The organism is Rhizobium sp. ZK1 (assembly GCF_047782645.1).
Lineage (GTDB): Bacteria > Pseudomonadota > Alphaproteobacteria > Rhizobiales > Rhizobiaceae > Rhizobium.
In genome coordinates, this window is the sequence record NZ_CP180587.1 from 264,919 (window position 1) to 283,618 (window position 18,700).

Here is an 18,700-nt window from a genome sequence, read left to right on the forward strand (position 1 = left end):
ACGGTAAAAGGAAGCTAGGTTTCGCTCTGCGCTTCTCAACCCGGAGAATTATCAAAGTGGCGCAGACACCCAACTGTACCTTGGTATAGGGGCTGGCCGCGAAAAGCCCGCTTGCCTGAATCCCACGCGGCGGCCTGCCAGCCGAGCGCATGGGCCCGCTCGGCTCTCTCCTTTGGCGTCCTTTTACCGCGACTTATGCCTCGATCCGTTCCCGCCCCTTCATCGCTTCCGCGATAAGTTTCATGAAGCGCGGATCCTGGCGCAGGTTGTCCAGGTCTGAATCATGGATGAACCATTTGATGTGGTAGACCGAGCTGCGGGGCAGCAAGCCCTCCAGGATATTGATCGCACGTTCCACATGGCCGAGCACGGAGTGGACACAGGCGAGATTATATTGGGCGACGATATCATCGGGATCGATGGCGCTCGCCCGTGCGGCCCAGTCGCAGGCCCGCGCTGCTTCGCCGAGATGGGCAAGGGCAAGCGCGCCGCGATGGGCGGGACCGGAATTTTCCGGGTTCTGATTGAGTGCCCGCTCGGCTCTTTCAATGCCTTTTCGCGCCCAGCTTTCCCGGTCTGCCGTCCGACCGAGAGAATGGTATGAGGACATCAGATGGATCGGCGAAACATAGTCGTCGGGGCGGATTTCGGCGGCACGGGTAAAGTAGTGCACCGCCTCGGCGAAATTCCCGCGCATGAAGAAGATGCGGGCATAGTGGAAATTTGCTTCATAGAGGTTGGGATCGAGCGACAGCGCGCGTTCGAAGCACGCTGTTGCCTCGTCGTCATCGCCGTTCTGATGCAGCGCCAGGCCACGGGAGGCATGCGCCTCGGCAAGGTCGGGATCGAGTTCCAGGGCTTTGGCGCTCATGGCGAGGATACGCTCCAGAGGCACGTCGTCAGGCGCCCAGTCACGGATCGCCGCATCGCAATCGGCAATGCCTGCATAGGCGCGACTATAATCCGGATCGAGTTCGACGGCCTTGTAGAACATGCGCTGGGCAAGCTGCAGGTAGGACTTGGTCCAGGTGTGGGAGAGCTGCCGGCCTCTCAGATAATAGGTGTAGGCCTCGACATTGGCCGTCGGCTCGACGGCGATCGCCTTGCGCTCCTCCGGCAGCAGTCGCACCTTCAACTGGCTGACGATCGCGTGGGTGATCTCGTCCTGGATGGCAAAGATATCGGTGAGGTCTCGGTCATAGCGTTCGGCCCACAGGTGATCGCCGTTCATCGTATCGATCAGCTGGCCGGAAATGCGTACCCGCGACCCGACGATGCGCACACTGCCTTCCAGCATATAACGCACGCCGAGCTCCTGGGCGACCTGCTTCACCTTCACAGATGTGCCCTTATAGGTGAAGACGGTGTTGCGCGGCACCACATGCAGGCTGGAGATCTTGGAAAGATCGGTAATGATATCTTCAGTGATGCCGTCGGAGAAATAATCCTGATCTGCATCGCCGCTCATGTTGGTAAAGGGCAAGACGGCGATGAAACAGGTGTTTCGGTTCTGCGCGACGAGGCGAGCGGAACTCGGCTTCTCGAAGGAAACCGTGTAGACCTGCACCGGCTGACGGATATTTTTGAACACGTGTTCACCCAAAAACTCGAAGCCGAGATTAAGGCGGGAACCGACCTGATCGCGCACGATCGACGAGACGGCAATGCCGCCGGCCGGAGCGATGCCTTCCAGACGCGCGGCAACGTTGACGCCGTCTCCGAAAATATCGTCATTTTCCACGACGACATCGCCGAGATTGATGCCGATGCGGAATTCGACGCGCTCTTCCTTCAAAACGTTTTCATTGCGCAGCGCCATGCTGCGCTGGATGTCTGCGGCGCAGGCAACGGCGTTCACGACGCTCTGAAATTCCACAAGGATGCCATCGCCGGTGAGTTTGACGATGCGGCCCTTGTAATCGGAAATGCGGATGTCGACCAGTTCGCAGCGATGCCGGTTCAAAGCCTGCAGCGTGCCTGTCTCGTCCATGCCCATGAGCCGGCTGTAACCGACGACATCGGCAGCGAGGATGGCACTCAATCGCCGCTCCATGATCCTCTCCATGGATTGTCTCATGTCAGTGTCTCGCTTTTTCCAGATTTTGACCGCGCTAGGGCTCCCTCCCTTGCAGCCGATATCTTTCGATTCGGCATGCTGTCACGGCGGCGCAGAGCCTATATCGTTACGGCGCAGCATCAATACTCCGAACGGGCGAAGATTGCGCCAAAAGCTAGCTATTTCGGATTAGACAAAACCCTGGTGTGGCAAGACCCACAGTTTTGAGGCACGAACCGCACGGTAATCGCCTGTTCGTTAGGAAGGCACGCGCAGCAGCCATCCCTGGATTCGAAGTAGATCCCACAATTGTACCACATTTTGACTCGCGAAAAGCAAGTCGCGTCTCTGCGGAAAAACCTGGTTGCCTAAAAGGATGCCGCCCGTAAACCGAAATAGTTAAGATATACCCTCTCATTTTTCGACTATAATTTAAAGCTGCATATCAACGATCCCCATAGATTTGATCCTGGCAACTTCTCGAAAGGGCAAGCCATGTATCGCAACGCGCGCCGGTGGGCTTTGCACTCACTTCTAGTGGATTCGTGGGTTCCCCAGTGGCTGACTGTCGGTGGAAAGGTAAGGTCGCGAAAGACTGCCGATCGGCACGGGGAGTGCTCGCCGGCTTTCTGGGAGCCGGCAAGACGACGCTTCTCAGCCACATCCTGAACAATCGCGAGGGTCTGCGGGTCGCCGTCATCGTCAACGATATGAGCGAAGTGAATATCGACGCAAGTCTCATTCGAGATGGCGGCTGCAACCTGTCGCACACGACGGAGACTCTGGTCGAGCTCAGCAATGGCTGCATCTGCTGCACCCTGCGCAACGACCTGCTGACGGAAGTACGACGGCTGGCAGAGGAAGAACGATATGACTACCTGTTGATCGAGGGCACCGGCATTGCCGAGCCGCGCCCGATCGCGGCAACATTTTCCTTCCGCGATGAAAAGGGCGTTTCGCTCTCCGATTTTGCCAGACTGGACACGATGGTCACTGTGGTCGACGCCTTAAACCTATTAGCCGACTACAGTAGCGCCGATCTACTTGCCGATCGTGGCCTGCAGCGCGACGGTGAAGACCGGCGCACCCTCATCGATCTGCTGGTCGACCAGATCGAGTTTGCCGATGTTGTCGTGATCAACAAGATCTCGGACGCGACCGAAGAGGTCCGCGCGGAGGTCCGCAAGATCGTTGCGTCCCTCAATCCCGATGCGCGCCAGGTGGAGGCGGATCTTGGCAGGGTTTCTCTGGCAACGGTCCTCGATACCGGTCTTTTCGACGAAGAAAAGGCGGCCGCGCATCCCTTGTGGCACAAGGAACTGTATAGTCCAGGCGAGCATGTTCCGGAGACGGAGGAATACGGGGTCTCGAGCTTTGTCTATCGCACGAGGCGTCCCTTCGACCCCAAGCGGTTTCGCGCATTCCTGGACGAGCCCTGGCCAGGAGTGCTGCGCGCCAAGGGCCATTTCTGGCTTGCCACGCGCCCGCGTCATGTGGGTCTGATGTCGGCTGCCGGGGTACAACGGCGCTGCGAGCCCATGGGGCTCTGGTGGGCGGCCGTTCCGCGACAAGACTGGCCGAGCCATCACCAGTTTCATCAGCACCTGCAGAGCCGATGGGACGGCGCCTGGGGCGACCGCCGGCAGGAACTGGTGTTCATCGGCGTTGGCATGGACGAGACAGGTGTGCGAGCCGCGTTGGACGACTGCCTCGCCAGTGCGGACCCACGCGACTGGTCAGCTCTCGAAGATCCGTTCCCGGCCTGGTAGCGCGGGGGGCGCAAGGTTTGCGCCACGAACGCACCAAGGCGGGAGTTTACTTCGTGCTGCCGAAAGCTCTCATTCGTCGAGATAGCGTTCGGTCAAGCGTGCCCACATCGCGGCACCGACCGTCAGGGATTTGTCGGCAAAGTCGTATTTCGCGCTGTGCAGGATCGCCGAGTCCACACCGTTGCCGAGCCGCAGGAAGCTGCCGGGCTTGTGCTCGAGGAAGTGCGAGAAGTCTTCGCTGCCGGGGATCAGATTGCAAACGGATACCTTCTCCGCACCGACGAGCTCTTCTGCGACCTTGCGGGCGAATTCGGTTTCGGCCTCTGAATTGACGACCACGGGGTGCCCGCGCGTGTATTCGATCTCCGCCGTTGCGCCATAACCATCGGCAATTGTTTCAGCGAGCCTGCGGATCCTGGTCTCCAGCGTGTCGCGCACCTTCGGGTCGAAGGAGCGGATGCTGAGCAGCAGTTTTGCGCTTTCGGGGATGACGTTCGCGGCCTCGCCGGCATGGATCGCCCCGACCGTGACGACAGCGGTCTGTGTCGGATCGATGCTGCGGGAGACGACCGACTGCAGGCTGACGACGAGGTTGCAGGCAACGACCACCGGATCGACGGTGAGATGCGGCCGCGAGGCATGGCCACCCTTGCCCCTGATGATGATCTCGGCGCTGTCGGCAGCCGCCATCAGCGGTCCCGACCGCATCAGCCAGGTGCCCTCCGGCGCGCCGGGATGATTGTGCAGGCCGAAGATAACGTCGAAGGGAAAGCGTTCGAACAGCCCGTCGGCGATCATTGCAGGCGCGCCACTCAGCGCACCGGCCTCCTCGGCCGGCTGGAAAATCAGATTGACGGTGCCGTTGAAGCGGCGCGTGCGCGCCAGATATTCGGCCGCACCGAGAAGGATCGTCGTGTGGCCGTCATGTCCACAGGCATGCATCTTGCCTGCAACCGTGCTGGCATAGGGGCGACTGGTTTCCTCGGTGATCGGCAGGGCGTCCATGTCGGCGCGGATGGCGATGCTCTTCTTCCCGGCGCCGACCGTCATACGCGCAACCACGCCATGGCCGCCGACGTTCCGGGTCACCTCATAACCCCAGGTTTCCAGCTTTTCGGCAACGAAACGCGCGGTCTCGGCCTCCTCGAATGAGAGCTCGGGATGGGCGTGGAGATGCCGGCGGATGGCCGTCAGCTCCGCTTCCATCGGTTCGAGATCGGAGAGGCGGGCAAAATCATTGTCGAGGGACATGGCAGTTCCAGTTTCATGGGCGTGGTATCGCCGGCCGGCTCACGGTAGAGCCAGCCCGCAGGGCAAGAGCATGGGGAGCTGCCGCGCTAGATGAAGCGCGACAGGAAGCTTCTGGTGCGGGGGTGCTGCGGGTTGCCGATTACATTCTCCGGCTTGCCCTGTTCCACGACCTTGCCGCCATCCATGAAGACCACGCGGTCGGCCGCTTCCCGCGCGAAACCGATCTCGTGGGTGACGACGATCATCGTCAGACCCTGGTTTGCAAGATCCCGCATGGTGGCGAGAACCTCGCCGACCAGTTCGGGGTCGAGTGCCGAGGTCGGCTCGTCGAAGAGCATCAGCTTCGGCTTGATGGCCAGCGCGCGGGCAATCGCCACGCGCTGCTGCTGGCCGCCGGAAAGCTGGCGCGGGTAGCTGTCGGCCTTGGCCGAAAGCCCCACTCGCTCGAGCAGCCTCAGTGCATTGTCGGTCGCGACCTTTCGGCTTTCGCCGTGTATGCCGACAGGTGCCTCGATGATGTTCTGCAGTGCCGTCATATGCGGGTAGAGATTGAACTGCTGGAACACCATGCCGATCTTTCGCCGCTGCAGGGCAATGGCGTGGTTTGACAGCTGCAGCAGCCGATCCTTGTGCAGGCGATAACCGATCTGTTCGCCGTCTACCTCGATCGAACCCTGGTTGATGGATTCGAGGTGGTTGATACAGCGAAGGAACGTCGACTTACCGGAACCGGAGGGGCCAAGGACGACGACGACCTCACCGGGTGCCACGTCCAGGTCGATTCCCTTCAGCACTTCCAGATCCGCGAAGGATTTGTGGACATTGCGTGCCTTGACGAGAGGCTCGATAGTGGCGATCTCGTTCATGCACCTGCCTCCGTTGCCTGTGTCATGACGGCCGTTTCCTTTGCCGGCTTGGCGGCGCCCGTGCGGCGATCGCCGCGGCTGTAATAGCGCTCGATATAGGCCTGGCCGACATTCAGGACCGAGGTGATGAGCAGGTACCAGAGGACGGCGACGAGCAGCATCGGCACGATCTCGAAAGTGCGGTTGTAGATCGACTGTACCGAATAGAGGAGATCGGCCATGGCGATGACGCTGACGAGCGAGGTCGCCTTGATCATGCTGATCAGCTGGTTGCCGGTCGGCGGAACAATCGAGCGCATAGCCTGTGGGATGATGATGCGGCGAAGGGCGCGGATGCGCGTCATGCCGAAGGCTTCCGCCGTCTCGTACTGGCCCTTGTCCACCGAAAGCAATCCGCCGCGGATGATCTCGGCCATATAGGCGGACTCATTGAGGGCGAGACCTGCGATCGCAGCCGTCATCGGACTGATCACCGAATTCGTATCCCAACTCATGAAAGTCGGGCCGAAGGGAATGCCGATCGAAAGCGTCGGAAAGAGCGTCGAAAGATTGTACCAGAAGATCAGCTGCACCAGGAGCGGTGTTCCGCGGAAAAACCAGATGAACAGCGAGGCAAGCGAACTTGCCAGCCGGTCGCTGGACATTCTCGCGACGGCCAGCACCAGGCCGAGAGCGATGCCGATGATCATCGCGACGACTGTCAGGCCAAGCGAGACGTAAAGGCCGCTGATGACGGTCGGATCGAAGAAATATTGGGCGACGACCGGCCAGCCGAAGTTCTCGTTATGCGCGACCGACCAGGCGCAGTAGGCGGCGATCGCAAGCGTAATCAGCCAGGCCGCGACGCGGCCTTTGGGGAAGGGCTTGTGGGCATGGGCCACGTCCCAGCTTCTCGCATCGCCGGAGGGCGATGCGAGTGTTTGTCGTTGTGTGCTCATTTCGGAAGCGTCCCGCCGAGGTTGATGCCTGGCTCCTTGATCATGTTGTTCTCGAGGCCCCACTTCTTCATGATCGCGGCATAGGTGCCATTGTCCATCAGCACCTTGACCGCATCACGCAAGACCGGGCCGAGTGGCGAGCCCTTTGCGACAACCGCGCCCTGATAGAGGTTTTCGAAGCCGTTCTTCTGTCCGACGCCGGTCAGCTCCAACTGGCCGTTGGCCTGCGACACGAAATAGGTGAGCGGCGCCTGGGAGGAGAAGAAGGCATCCGAACGCTTGGAGCGGACGGCAAGGATCGAGCTCGGCTGGTCGGTGAAGGACTGCACTTCGATCGCGCCCTTGCCATCGGTCTTGCACTTTTCGGCCTGCACCTGGATGACCTTCTCAGCCGAGCCGCCAGCCATGACGGCGATGCGGTTACCGCAGGCGGTATCGAGCGAGGTGATGCCCTTCGGATTGCCCTTCTGCACCGAGAAGACCACGAATTCCTGCACCCAGTCGACAAAGTCGTTGGACTCTTCGCGGCTCTTGAAGTCGCCGACCGGACCAAAGGCAAACTGGTAACGACCGGAATTGACGCCGGCGAGCAACGCCGGCAGGCCACCGACAGTCTCATGCTCGATCTTGACGCCGAGAACCTGACCGAGCGCGTCGGTCAGATCGGCACTGGCGCCGCTCATCTCGGTACCCGTGACGATTTCATAGGGAGGAAACGAGCCATTGTTGACGGAGATCATCTTGCCGGACGTGCGGATCGCTTCGGGCAACTGCGCATGAAGCGCGTCGTTGACCGAAAGCTTGGGCAGGGCCGCGTCTTCAGCGAAGGCCGTTCCCGAGATCACCACGCTCGTCAGAGCAAGGCATGCAATTTTCATGATCGACATTGTTATTTCCCCTGTTTGGTTCGAATTCATGCGTTTCGTGTTGCGCTCACCCGACGCGGCTACCGTCGACATCGAAGGAGAAGAGCTCTTCCGGCGTCATCAGCTGCGGCAGGATGCCCTGGACGTGAAGCTCGCTGGCGAAATCAGCGATCATCTTGCGGTTGACCGCAAAGCCGCTGGCGTCCCAGCCGACCGGAAGCTCGGCCGCCGACTTCAAAAGCTCGTCCATCATGAAAGGCGAGGTGTCGGCGTATTTGCGGCGCTTGCTCAGCCACATCCGCTGCGATTCATCGATCAGCTTGCTGAGCTCTTCGATCACCCACGGGTTCTGCGCGACGATGCCCGCTTTGATGCCGATCAGATGCATGCCGGGAACATAGCCCACATCAGCGAAATATCGACGTTCGGCGCCTCTGAAATCGGAAACGACCTGCCGGAACGGCGATCCTCCACCGAAATAGCCATCGGGCATGAAAGGCGTGAAGATCGCGTCCAGGAAACCTTCCTCGAGCAGGTCGACCATGGGCCGCTCGCCGGGAGCCGCTTCGATGCGGCCGGGCCGGCCGAACCCGTCGAGGCGATCGACGACCGGATGCGCTTGCGTCAGGCGGCCCGCATACCACATGGCATCCTCAACGCCGACACCCTCGCGGCGCAGCGCCGCTCTGGTCCAGGTGTTTCCGGAGTCGCGCCACCCGGTGACGCCGATACGCTTTCCGGCGAGCTCGCCGAATTCGGTGATAGGGCCGTCCTTGCGGGTGATGACGCAGCGGTGACGGAAGCCGCGCATGATGAAGTTCGGGATGCCGACGATGCTCTCGTCGCCATCAATGCGCAGCTGCGTATAGCGGCTGAAGGACATTTCCGCGACGTCATAGTCGTCGCTCTTGCCGAGATGCGAGAGCAATGTGCCGACACGATCGACCTTGATGTCGAGCTTGGGGGAGGAGACATCGCCGAGAACCAGGGGCGTCATGTAGTCCCAGTCACGCAGGGCAAGTCGGAGGCTAAGGGGCATCGGCATTCACTCGCAAGGACCTTGTTTTCAGAACAATTAAATGTTCAAATTTTCCTGATCAAATGTTATTACGTTATTGAACATTAAAAGTGGCCATTAAATGAGCGATGTTGTCGATGCGGCTTGGTTTGCCCAAAAATTGACCGATCGGACAATTCGAGGAATCGCAATTGAAACCAGTGCCTTGATCCGGGCCGGGGCACTTCCCGTCGGAACGAAGCTGCCGCCGATCCGCGATCTTGCCTTTGCGCTTGGGATCAGTCCGGCGACGATCTCCGAGGCCTGGAGCGAGCTGAGACGCCAGAAGATCATTACCGGCAGGGGACGGAACGGCACCTGGGTGAGCGGCGACCGTTTCGTGGCAAAGCCCGAACGGCTCGGCAGCTCCGGTCGTTACGGAGCCGACGTCCTCGACCTGACCGCCGCCGTGCCGGATATCAGGCTTTTGCCGAAGCTTGAGGAAGCCATGGCTTACGGGGCGTCGGCGGAAAATCTCAACAGCTACGAGCGAAGCCGCATCCTTCCGGAACTCGAAGAGGGTGTCCGAAAGACCTGGCCATACGAGCCGGAGGCATTCTTGGCAACGAACGGGGGCTATAACGCAGTCTACACGCTCATCCAGGCACTCGTCATGCCCGGTGCGTCCGTTGCGATCGAGGATCCGACCGCCATGCGGCTTCTCGATATTCTGGAGGATCGCGGCGTGCGGATCCTTCCGGTCCAGTGCGATCGCGAAGGGCCGCTGCCTGCATCTCTCGAAGCTGCAATGAAGCTGCGGCCCGTCGCCTTCATTTTCCAGCCGCGGCTTCATTCTGTGACCGGTCAGACTGTCAGCGGCGAGCGGTTGCAAAGGCTTGGAGACATTCTCGACGGCACCGACACCTTGATCGTCGAGGATGACGGTGTCGCCGATATTTCCACGGCTCCGCGTCATTCGCTCGGCGGTCGGTTTGCCGACCGGACAATTCACATTCTCTCCTATTCAAAGACGCATGGTCCGGATCTGAGGCTTGCCGTACTCTCGAGCTCGCGGACGATCGTCGAACAGATCCAGTCCTACCGCAGCTTCAGCGCCGGCTGGACAAGCCGCATTCTTCAGGCGGCCACCGCATGGCTTCTGCGGGATCCCGCCACACAAACCTTGCTGCAACGCTCTCGCGATATCTATTTCCAGCGTCGGGCCGATCTGGTCGATGCGCTGGGAGAGCGTGGGATCGACGTGCAGCATGGCAGCGGCCTGTGTGCCTGGGTGCCGGTCGCATCCGAACCCTTCGCGATGGTCACGCTGGCGGCGCGAGGTATTGCGGTTCATCCGGGCGCAAAATTCTCCATCCTTCCAAGCGCACATCTTCGCGTGGCGACGGCCATATTGTCCGATCGGGTAAACGACGTGGCCGACTCGATTGCGCTGGCCGCCAGCCCGGCCTAGTCTTTGGTGCCGCTCCAGTTATTCCAGCACTTCATCGTGTTTGGAGACGTCAGCAGATCCGCGGTACTGCGCCGCGAGCTTCCGGCAGGCGCGCAGGGTCAGGGCCATGACGGTCAAGGTCGTACCCGCCGTGCCGCCACCGGGAAAGGCGCTGGCATCGGTCACGAGAAGATTGGGCACGTCCCAGCTCTGGTTCCAGCCGTTGAGGACGGAATTTTCAGGCGAGGTGCCCATGCGTGCGCCGCCGCTTTCATGGATTGCGGCACCCATGCACATCGTCTTTCGGAACCATTTGCGGAACAGGAAACGGCTTAAGGGGTCGGCATCCGGGAAGGCCCCACGGCCCATTTCCGTCAGGCCAAGCGGCGATCCGATGAAGTCGAGCTCCCCGCCGGCACCTTTCACCATGTCGATCAGGGTCTTTTCCTGTCTGCGGATCAGCGCCTGCTCCGGCTTATGCATGACGCAGCGGATGTGCGGCACCGGAATGCCCCAGGCGTCCCTGCGGTTGGCATCAAGGGTAATGCGATTGTCGGCATGCGGCAGCATCAGGCCGAAGCCGAAGAAGGCAAGGCTCGACGGCTCGTTGTCGCCGACCGGCGCGCGGCCGACGCTGCCCTGATAGGCGAAGTCGCCGCGCGGCGTCTTTCCCTCGATATTGTCGAAACGCGGCACGAAGATCCCGCCTGACGGATTGTAGAATGGGTCCTGCGGTGCCGAATCGTCATGCGACCAACCCCGGGCCGGCGGGAAGGTGCCGAAGGCCAGGCAGGGCAACTGATCCATGAAGTAGCGGCCGAGCGTGCCCGAGCTGTTGCCAAGCCCGTTCGGGTGCTTCTCCGAGGCAGAATTCAAGAGCAGTCGAACGCTTTCGATCGGCGAGGCGCAGAGGACGACGTTTTCGGCACGCACAGCGTGAACGGCGCCGGAATTGCGATCGATATATTCTGCGCCAGTCGCCCGACCCGTCTTCGCATCCGTAGTAATGCGGCGCACGATCGCATCGTGACGGATTGTCAGATTGCCGCTTGCAAGCGCCTCGCGCAGCGGGCGCGGCATACGCTCGGCGTCCGGTGCGATATAACGCCAGGACACGACATGCCGTTCCGGCGCCTGGCTCTCGACGGTCTTCTTGAAGAGCTCTTCGGCCGGCGTCAGCTTGGCGGGGCGGGAATAGACGCCGTCCGGCAAAGTCGAGACATGGTCCTGATTGCCATAGAGGCCAAGATGGCTTTCGGCTTCGGCATAGAAGGGAGCGAGTTCGTCGTAGGAAACAGGCCAGTCCACGCCGCGGCCGCTTCGGCTCTCGATCCTGAAATCGTCGTCGCTCCAGCGCAGCAGCACGCGGCCGAAACTGTGCAGGCGTCCGCCCGACTGCCGGCCGCGGATCCACAGGAAGGGTTCGCCGCGCGGCGTGGTATAGGGGTTCTTCCGGTCGTTGACGAAGAAGCGGCTGAAACGCTCGGTGAAGAAGGCGGCACGCGCCTGAACCGGCTGACCCTTGAGGGTTGCCCGCGCCCGCTCCCAGATGTTGATGGCGCTTGCCGGCGGTTTCTTACGCGTGGGATCGAAGTCTTTCTTGCCGATCTCAGGCCCGGCTTCGAGAAGCAGGACGGATAGACCATTGGCCGTCAGTTCCATGGCGGCAAAGGAGCCGGCCGCGCCGGAGCCGATCACCAGCGCATCATACACTTTCTCAGACATGTCGTTCAAAACCTGACTTCATCAATGGAATGGGGCGGCAGCGCGATCTCTCTGCTGCCGGGAGAGCAGGGCTCAGAGGCGATTGCCGTCCTCTCCGAAAAGAGATGCTTTGGAGAGATCGAGACCGATGCCGATGACATCGCCCGGCTGGAGCGTGAGATCGCCCATCACCCGTAGTGACAGGGGCGCGTCTTTCCAGGTGAGCCAGACAACCGTATCGGAACCCATCGGCTCCAGGACTGAGACGGTTGCCGGAAGCGCGGGGTCTGCGACATCCGGTCGGATGCTCAGGTGTTCCGGACGCACGCCAAGCGTTACCGGGCAGGCCTGCGGCCTTGCGGCAAAAGCATAACCAGACATGTCGAGGGTGAGATCGCCAGCCTTGAACAGCACCTTACCGCCGCCAGGTTCGATGCTGCCTTGAATGAAATTCATCGAGGGAGCGCCGATGAAGCCTGCGACGAAAAGGTTGGCAGGCCGGTGGTAGATCTCCGCCGGTGTGCCCAGCTGCTGGATCACGCCGTCCTTCATGATGGCAATGCGATCGGCAAGGGTCAGCGCCTCCACCTGGTCATGGGTGACGTAGATCATCGTATTGCCGAGCTGCTGGTGCAGCTTCTTGATCTCGACGCGCAACTCGTTACGCAATTTGGCGTCGAGGTTCGACAGCGGCTCGTCGAACAGGAAGACATCGACTTCGCGCACCAACGCGCGGCCGATCGCGACACGCTGGCGCTGGCCGCCCGAAAGCTCGGCCGGGCGGCGATCGAGCAGCTTTTCCAGATGGAGAAGCGATGCCGCCCGCTCGACCCGGCTGTCGATCTCAGGCTTCGGCAGGCCCGCGACCCTGAGGCCGAAGGAGAGGTTCTTGCGCACCGACATGCGGGGATAGAGCGCATAGGACTGAAACACCATGCCGATGCCGCGGTCCTTCGGTTCCTCCCAGGTAACGTTTTCCCCCGAGATCCAGATTTCTCCGTCGGTGATGTCGGAAAGGCCGGCGATCGCGTTCAGCAGGGTCGACTTGCCGCAGCCGGACGGGCCGAGCAGGACCAGAAATTCCTTCGGCGCGATATCGAGTGACATCTGCTCGATCACCGTGTGATCGCCGTAGCTGATCTTCAGGTCTTTGATGGAAACAGCAGAGTTCATTCAGGCTTACCCCTTGACGGCGCCGGCCGCGATCCCGCGGACGAACCAGCGTCCGGACAGGAAATAGATGGCGAGCGGGATGATGGCGGTGAGGATGGTGGCCGCCATGTTGACGTTGTAGTTACGCTCGCCCATCGTCGTGTTGACGATGTTGTTGAGCTGTACGGTCATCGGCAGGTTGTCGCGTCCGGCAAAGACGACGCCGAGCAGGAAGTCGTTCCAGATACCCGTGAACTGGAACATCGAGGCGACGACGATCATCGGCAGCGCCATCGGCAGCATGATCTCGACGAAGATCCGCCAGAAGCCGGCGCCGTCGACGCGCGCTGCCTTGAAGAGCTCTTCCGGGATCGTGACGAAGTAGTTGCGGAAGAGCAGCGTCACCAGCGGCAGGCCAAACAGCACATGCACGAGAATGATGCCGCCAAGGCTGTTGTAGAAGCCCATCACCGCCATGGCCCGCACCAGCGGATAGAGAAAAATCTGGTAGGGCACGAGCGCGCCAGCCATCAGCAGGCCGAACATCAGGCGCCCCGCCTTCGGCCGCCAGAAGGACAGCGCATAACCGTTGACGGCGCCGATCAGTACGGAGATCACGACAGCCGGCACGGTGATCTTCACCGAATTCAGGAAGCCCATGCGCACGCCGGTGCATTCGCTGCCGGCACAGGCGCCGGCCCAGGCCGTTTGCCAGGCGGTAAAATCCAGGTGCATCGGCAGCGCGAAGATCTGCCCCAGCCGGATCTCGTCCATGGTCTTCAGCGACGTGACGATCATCACGTAAAGCGGCACGGCGAAGAACAGCGCAGCGGAGATGAGAAAGGCATAAAGGCCGATGCGCGCTGCGGTGATCTGCGTCGGCCTGGGGCCACGGGGATGGGTCATAGCGTACCTGCCCGCCGCCGGGCGCGAATATGTTGGGCATAGCGGAAGGGCGCGACGATGATTAGCACGGTCAGAAGCAGGATCGTCGCCGCGGCCGTCGCAAGGCCGAGATTCTGGCGTTGGAAAAGATTGTCCATGATGAATTTCGCCGGCACCTCGGTCGCCGATCCCGGCCCGCCATTGGTGAGCGCCACAACGATATCGTAGGTCTTGATCACGCCCATGGAGAGCAGCGTGCCGGCGGCGGCAAAGGCCGGCGTCAGTTGCGGCAGGATGATCGACACATAGGTACGCCAGACAGGAATGCCGTCGATGCGGGCGGCGCGCCACTGCTCGCCATCGATGCCGCGCATACCGGCCAGTACAAGGATCATGACGAGGCCGGCACCCTGCCAGAGGGCCGCGATCACCACCGCATAGATTGCAAGATCGCGGTTGATGATCCAGTCGAAGGTGAAACTCTGCCAGCCAAGCGCACGCACGCTTGCCTGAACGCCGAGCGTCGGGTTCATCATCCATTGCCAGATCAGGCCGGTGACGACGAAGGACATGGCATAGGGATAGAGGAAGATCGTCCGGAAGGCGCTTTCAAAGCGTACCCTGCGATCGAGAGCGGCGGCAAGCAGGAAGCCGACAAACAGGCAGCCGAAGACGTAAAGCACGCCGAAGATGATCAGGTTCTGGAAGGAGACCAGCCATTTGGCGGTCTGAAACAGCTTGGAATATTGCTCGAACCCAACGAAATTCCACGATGGGAACAGCCGCGAATTCGTGAAGGACAGGGTCACCGACCAGACCATGGTGCCGAGATAGACGACGATCACGGCAGCCCATGTGGGGGCAAGCGCAATGAGCGCCGCTTTCGAGCGGGTATGCTTCCGTTTCATCGGGTCGCCTCCGAATTGGCCTCAGAGAATCCGCGCATGGCAGGAGCACATGCGCGGATTGGCTCGTCGCGATTATTCGAAGACGGTGGCGAGTTGCGCTGCCGATGCATCGATGTCGGCCGAAGGATTGGCCCAGAACTCGCCGACGAAGTCGGTGAGCGCGCCAGCCCGCTCTGGCGTGATGGTGATCGCGTGCTCAGGAACGATCTTGCCTTCGGAGAGGAAGCTCATGCCCTTCTGGGTGCAGGCGTCGAACTTGGACTTGTCGACATCGATGCGCGCGGGGATGGAGCCCTTATTCAGGGAGAATTGGACCTGGACAGCGGGATCCATCACCACTTCGGCCAAGAGCTTCTGCGCAGCGTCCTGGTTCGGATCGTTGGTCTTGAGATAGCCGAAGGCGTCCGAGATATAGATCAGGCCGGGGGAGGCGGGGGAGATCGCGCAGCCGAAGTCCTTTTCGGCAACTTTGCCTGCCGCCGTAAATTCGCCCTTGGCCCAATCGCCCATGAACTGCACGCCGGCCTTGCCGGTGATCACCATGGCGGTTGCGTCGTTCCAGTTGCGACCGGAGGCGCCCTCGTCGACATAGCCCCGCATCCTACCCAGGATCTCGAGGGTCTTCTTGACGCCATCCGAGGCAAGGACCGTCTGGTCCTTGTCGACGTAGATCTTCATGAAGCCGTCCATGCCGACCTGCGAAAGCAGGATCATGTTGAAGACCTTGAGCTCCTGCCAAGCCTGGCCACCCCAGGCGATCGGCGTCACGCCTGCAGCTTTCAACTTGTCCATATCGGCAAAGAACGCATCCCAATCCTTCGGCTCTTCCGTGATGCCGGCCTTGTTGAAGGCGTCCTTGGAATAGAACATCCAGCTCTCGCCGTGGATGCCCGTCGGGGTCAGGTAGACCTTTCCGTCATAGCTGATGTAGTCGTAGAGCGCCTTCGGAAGCGCATCCTTCCATTTGCCGGCAGCGGCAATGTCGTCGATCGGGTTGAACAGGCCCTGTTCGATCAACTCCGCCGGATCCTTGCCAACGACCACCTGCTTGGCAGTCGGCGGGTCGCCTGCGACAAGCCGGTTCTGGAAGGCGGCATTGGCATTTTCGAAGCCGGCAATCGTGGAGCTCTCCCACACGCCGCCGCGCTTTTCGAATTCCTTCTTGATGGCATCGACGGCGCGGCCTTCGCCACCCGATGTCCAGGAGGTGAAGACCTCGGCCTTCAGCTTGTCGTCAGCATTGGCAAGGCCGGCAGCACCAAGCAGGATTGTGCCGGCAAGCAGCATCGTCATTCTCTTCATTGTTCCACCTCTTGAATAGGCCCTCTTTGTGGAGCCGTTTGGTTGCAGGGATCGGTTAGCGATAGATCGGCAGAAGCGCCTGCCGTACGAGTGTCAGGCCATTGGCGATATCGCCGACAGGATCTGCGGCGGCGTCGAGTTCCAGGATTGCCCAGCCGCTGAACTGGCGATCGCGAAGCAGGCGGATCCAGGCCGGCCAGTCGACGCGGCCAAGGCCGAAACCACAAAAGAAGGGACGGTGGCGCTCGTGGATGTCTGCGCCAACAGGCGTGTCGGCCGGCATTTTGCCGATCGCATCCTTCCAGTGGGCGATGATGACGCGCTCATGGTGTCGATCGACGAGCTGGATCGGATCGGAGCCCTCGAGAATGATATGGGCCGTGTCCGGGCACATATGTACGTAAGACGGGTCCGTCAGCAGCATCAGAAGGTCGACGTCGCGGGCAGCGGCAAAGATGGAATGTGCTTCCGTATGCACGGCGAGCTTGACGCCCTTCTTGTAAAGGATGGCACCTAGCCGATTCAGGAAATCGGCGATCACCTTGGCTTGGTCGAAATCGCGAAAATGCACTGGCTCTTCACCTGGTGTCTGGCGCATTGGCACACCAATGACCATGACGTCGCCGCCGCAGGCCTTGATGAAATCGGCATATTGTTCGGCCTTGGCGATGATGGCTGCCTGTGCGGCAGCCGCGGTAAAATCGCCGGAAGCCTCCAATTCCGCGAAGAAGCCGGAAGCCAGTTGAAGTCCGCGAGCAAAAAGCTCGGCGCTGAATGCCTCCACAGACCCGTAGGTCCTGATCGCGTCCTGCCAGTTGAAGGGGGAGAAGGTGAGCTCGACGCCGGTCACGCCCGAGGCTTGTACGCTGTCGAGGATCTTGTCCCAGAACTGCCGCGGCTGATCCTTCGCATGTTCGACGATTGCGTCATAGCTGTCGACGCCCCAGAAGCCCGGATGGAAGAAGGTAACCAAGTCCACACCAAAACGCAGGTTATCATGCGCAGCCATTTTTCATTCCTTGAATTGAGCACAATCAGCCAATCGCGGAAACGCTTTCCGGCGTCGAGCTTTATTAAATAATTTCAATGCGTTGCAATTAGGCAATCGATTGCCATGACGCGATATTAGGCAGGCTGATAAATTATGCAAGTCTTTTCTTCGAATTTTTGGCAATCGTTTGTTATAACGAGAATCACGCAGTGACCTGGGACTTGGTTGCCTTGGGCTAGGTGGATGGATTGATGAAGAAAACCGAAGACAGCCTGCCCACCGAGGGAGCGTCCACTCTGATGGCGGACGTAGCACGGCTAGCGGGAGTGGCGACTTCCACAGTCAGTCGCGCGCTCGCCAATCCCGGGCGCGTCAACGAGAAGACAAGGGCAAGGATTGCCGCTGCGGCAAAACAGCTCGGCTATACGCCGAATGCTGCTGCTCGCAACCTACGGGTCGGGAGGTCGAATGTTATCATGATCATCTTGCCGGGTTCGCCTCATTACGGCGCCTCACAGATCATCCCCCAGGTGCTAGAAGCCGTGAACCGCACCGTCATCCGCAACGGCTATAATTTGATGATTGCCAACCTTGACCGCGACGAAAGTTCAGAACGGCATATTCTCGACCTTGCATTCGGAGGGACAGTCAGGGGCGCTTTGATCCTGTCCTCGCAGCTGCCGGTCGTCGACAACCGGTCGCTGGCCGAAGCAGGATTGCCGATCGTATCGCTTCTGCTCGACGTGAGCGGCACGTCCGTTCCAAGCATCATCACCAATGACAGAATGGCTGTAAAAGAAGCGGCAATAGAGCTCCTGGCGCTTGGCCATCGCCGTTTCTTTTATATAGCAGGCCCGAGCGGAAACTACCACGAGCTCGAGCGCTATGCCGGTCTGGTCGAGGCCTTGCAGGAGGTCGGCCTCTCCGAAGGTCACATCACGCGTTCCGGCGGAGATCTCACCTTCCAGTTCGGTTTCGAAACCGGCCTACAGGCTGCCGAGGACTTTGCAAGGCTCGATGAAAAACCTACCGCGGTCGTGGCAGCGAGCGACGATATGGCGATTTCCTTCATGAGCAAGGTTCAGAAGATGGGCTGGCGCGTGCCGGAAGACTTGTCGGTCGTATCGTTCGACGGCTCACCTGTCTGTGAATATTGCGCGCCTCCGCTCTCGACGATCGAGCAGCCGATGGAGGCTCTCGGAGAGACCGCGACAGAATTCCTGATTGCCAGGATGGAAAAGTCGGATGAGATGCGAGAGCTGCGCGTTGTGATTCCGAGCCGGTTCATTCGCCGTGAAAGTATCGGAGTGAACTCAAAGTTTGCGACATGATTTTATTCGATACCCAGACGCATCCCGACCACCACACGCGACGGGATTTCGGCTGAAATAAAGGCAACCGTCATGCGAGACCAATAATTTCCATCCAGTGACGCTCGTCCTTAATTGGTGCAACTATAGAGAGAAAATTTCGCCTTTATTGATTGAAGTGCAATCAGAACACGAAAACGCCGCATTAGTGTGGCATTCTTCCCGTCGTAACTAATCCATTCAATCGCAGTCTGG

General features: G+C 60.3%; 15 protein-coding genes. 3 read left to right on the plus strand and 12 right to left on the minus strand.

Annotated elements, in window-relative coordinates:
• Positions 1-193 precede the first annotated feature (193 nt).
• Positions 194-2,053 (minus strand): TPR end-of-group domain-containing protein, encoded by a 1,860-nt coding sequence (locus ACK9YZ_RS23870; protein WP_416068491.1) that lies wholly within the window; start codon positions 2,051-2,053, stop codon positions 194-196.
• A gap of 617 nt (positions 2,054-2,670) precedes the next feature.
• Here ACK9YZ_RS23870 and ACK9YZ_RS23875 point away from each other — a divergent pair.
• On the plus strand, positions 2,671-3,825 hold the full coding sequence (locus tag ACK9YZ_RS23875; RefSeq protein ID WP_416067834.1) for a GTP-binding protein: 1,155 nt from the start codon (positions 2,671-2,673) through the stop codon (positions 3,823-3,825).
• Positions 3,826-3,894: 69 nt separating this feature from the next.
• Here ACK9YZ_RS23875 and ACK9YZ_RS23880 read toward each other — a convergent pair whose 3' ends face one another.
• The 5 genes from ACK9YZ_RS23880 to ACK9YZ_RS23900 all read right to left on the minus strand — a co-directional run bounded on the left by ACK9YZ_RS23880 (position 3,895) and on the right by ACK9YZ_RS23900 (position 8,785).
• Complete coding sequence (locus tag ACK9YZ_RS23880; RefSeq protein WP_416067835.1) at positions 3,895-5,076, minus strand: M20 aminoacylase family protein; 1,182 nt, start codon at positions 5,074-5,076, stop codon at positions 3,895-3,897.
• 86 nt (positions 5,077-5,162) lie between these two features.
• Entirely contained in the window at positions 5,163-5,942 is a 780-nt protein-coding gene (locus ACK9YZ_RS23885) for an amino acid ABC transporter ATP-binding protein (RefSeq protein WP_216759385.1), read from the minus strand.
• Positions 5,939-6,880: an amino acid ABC transporter permease gene (locus ACK9YZ_RS23890; protein WP_416067836.1), complete on the minus strand. Its 942-nt coding sequence runs from the start codon at positions 6,878-6,880 to the stop codon at positions 5,939-5,941. Before ACK9YZ_RS23890 ends, ACK9YZ_RS23885 begins: the two co-directional genes overlap by 4 nt.
• Positions 6,877-7,767, minus strand: coding sequence for an ABC transporter substrate-binding protein (locus ACK9YZ_RS23895; protein ID WP_416067837.1), 891 nt, complete (start codon positions 7,765-7,767; stop codon positions 6,877-6,879). Before ACK9YZ_RS23895 ends, ACK9YZ_RS23890 begins: the two co-directional genes overlap by 4 nt.
• A gap of 46 nt (positions 7,768-7,813) precedes the next feature.
• On the minus strand, positions 7,814-8,785 hold the full coding sequence (locus ACK9YZ_RS23900) for a nitrate ABC transporter substrate-binding protein (RefSeq protein ID WP_416067838.1): 972 nt from the start codon (positions 8,783-8,785) through the stop codon (positions 7,814-7,816).
• Positions 8,786-8,885: 100 nt separating this feature from the next.
• Here ACK9YZ_RS23900 and ACK9YZ_RS23905 point away from each other — a divergent pair, with 100 nt between their 5' ends.
• Complete coding sequence (locus ACK9YZ_RS23905) at positions 8,886-10,214, plus strand: PLP-dependent aminotransferase family protein (RefSeq protein WP_416067839.1); 1,329 nt, start codon at positions 8,886-8,888, stop codon at positions 10,212-10,214.
• 18 nt (positions 10,215-10,232) lie between these two features.
• On the opposite strand, the gene ACK9YZ_RS23910 is transcribed toward ACK9YZ_RS23905, so the two are convergent.
• The 6 genes from ACK9YZ_RS23910 to ACK9YZ_RS23935 all read right to left on the minus strand — a co-directional run bounded on the left by ACK9YZ_RS23910 (position 10,233) and on the right by ACK9YZ_RS23935 (position 17,153).
• Positions 10,233-11,918: a GMC oxidoreductase gene (locus tag ACK9YZ_RS23910; RefSeq protein WP_416067840.1), complete on the minus strand. Its 1,686-nt coding sequence runs from the start codon at positions 11,916-11,918 to the stop codon at positions 10,233-10,235.
• A 72-nt stretch (positions 11,919-11,990) separates the two neighbouring features.
• Complete coding sequence (locus ACK9YZ_RS23915) at positions 11,991-13,070, minus strand: ABC transporter ATP-binding protein (RefSeq protein WP_416067841.1); 1,080 nt, start codon at positions 13,068-13,070, stop codon at positions 11,991-11,993.
• Positions 13,071-13,076: 6 nt separating this feature from the next.
• Positions 13,077-13,955 carry a carbohydrate ABC transporter permease gene (locus ACK9YZ_RS23920; protein ID WP_416067842.1) on the minus strand — a complete coding sequence of 293 codons (879 nt, stop codon included), beginning with the start codon at positions 13,953-13,955 and terminating at the stop codon, positions 13,077-13,079.
• Positions 13,952-14,842, minus strand: a complete 891-nt coding sequence (locus ACK9YZ_RS23925) for a carbohydrate ABC transporter permease (RefSeq protein WP_416067843.1) — start codon at positions 14,840-14,842, stop codon at positions 13,952-13,954. Before ACK9YZ_RS23925 ends, ACK9YZ_RS23920 begins: the two co-directional genes overlap by 4 nt.
• A 72-nt stretch (positions 14,843-14,914) precedes the next feature.
• On the minus strand, positions 14,915-16,144 hold the full coding sequence (locus ACK9YZ_RS23930; protein WP_416067844.1) for an ABC transporter substrate-binding protein: 1,230 nt from the start codon (positions 16,142-16,144) through the stop codon (positions 14,915-14,917).
• Positions 16,145-16,199: 55 nt separating this feature from the next.
• Positions 16,200-17,153 (minus strand): sugar phosphate isomerase/epimerase family protein, encoded by a 954-nt coding sequence (locus ACK9YZ_RS23935; protein WP_216759375.1) that lies wholly within the window; start codon positions 17,151-17,153, stop codon positions 16,200-16,202.
• Positions 17,154-17,386: 233 nt separating this feature from the next.
• Here ACK9YZ_RS23935 and ACK9YZ_RS23940 point away from each other — a divergent pair, with 233 nt between their 5' ends.
• Positions 17,387-18,466 (plus strand): LacI family DNA-binding transcriptional regulator, encoded by a 1,080-nt coding sequence (locus tag ACK9YZ_RS23940; RefSeq protein ID WP_416067845.1) that lies wholly within the window; start codon positions 17,387-17,389, stop codon positions 18,464-18,466.
• Positions 18,467-18,700: the final 234 nt, after the last annotated feature.

Coding starts and splice junctions, on each gene's coding strand:
- ACK9YZ_RS23870 (WP_416068491.1), bottom strand. CDS start 2,053: ATGGAGCGGCGATTGAGTGCCATCCTCGCTGCCGATGTCGTCGGTTAC.
- ACK9YZ_RS23880 (WP_416067835.1), bottom strand. CDS start 5,076: ATGTCCCTCGACAATGATTTTGCCCGCCTCTCCGATCTCGAACCGATG.
- ACK9YZ_RS23885 (WP_216759385.1), bottom strand. CDS start 5,942: ATGAACGAGATCGCCACTATCGAGCCTCTCGTCAAGGCACGCAATGTC.
- ACK9YZ_RS23890 (WP_416067836.1), bottom strand. CDS start 6,880: ATGAGCACACAACGACAAACACTCGCATCGCCCTCCGGCGATGCGAGA.
- ACK9YZ_RS23895 (WP_416067837.1), bottom strand. CDS start 7,767: ATGTCGATCATGAAAATTGCATGCCTTGCTCTGACGAGCGTGGTGATC.
- ACK9YZ_RS23900 (WP_416067838.1), bottom strand. CDS start 8,785: ATGCCCCTTAGCCTCCGACTTGCCCTGCGTGACTGGGACTACATGACG.
- ACK9YZ_RS23905 (WP_416067839.1), top strand. CDS start 8,886: ATGAGCGATGTTGTCGATGCGGCTTGGTTTGCCCAAAAATTGACCGAT.
- ACK9YZ_RS23910 (WP_416067840.1), bottom strand. CDS start 11,918: ATGTCTGAGAAAGTGTATGATGCGCTGGTGATCGGCTCCGGCGCGGCC.
- ACK9YZ_RS23915 (WP_416067841.1), bottom strand. CDS start 13,070: ATGAACTCTGCTGTTTCCATCAAAGACCTGAAGATCAGCTACGGCGAT.
- ACK9YZ_RS23920 (WP_416067842.1), bottom strand. CDS start 13,955: ATGACCCATCCCCGTGGCCCCAGGCCGACGCAGATCACCGCAGCGCGC.
- ACK9YZ_RS23925 (WP_416067843.1), bottom strand. CDS start 14,842: ATGAAACGGAAGCATACCCGCTCGAAAGCGGCGCTCATTGCGCTTGCC.
- ACK9YZ_RS23930 (WP_416067844.1), bottom strand. CDS start 16,144: ATGAAGAGAATGACGATGCTGCTTGCCGGCACAATCCTGCTTGGTGCT.
- ACK9YZ_RS23935 (WP_216759375.1), bottom strand. CDS start 17,153: ATGGCTGCGCATGATAACCTGCGTTTTGGTGTGGACTTGGTTACCTTC.
- ACK9YZ_RS23940 (WP_416067845.1), top strand. CDS start 17,387: ATGAAGAAAACCGAAGACAGCCTGCCCACCGAGGGAGCGTCCACTCTG.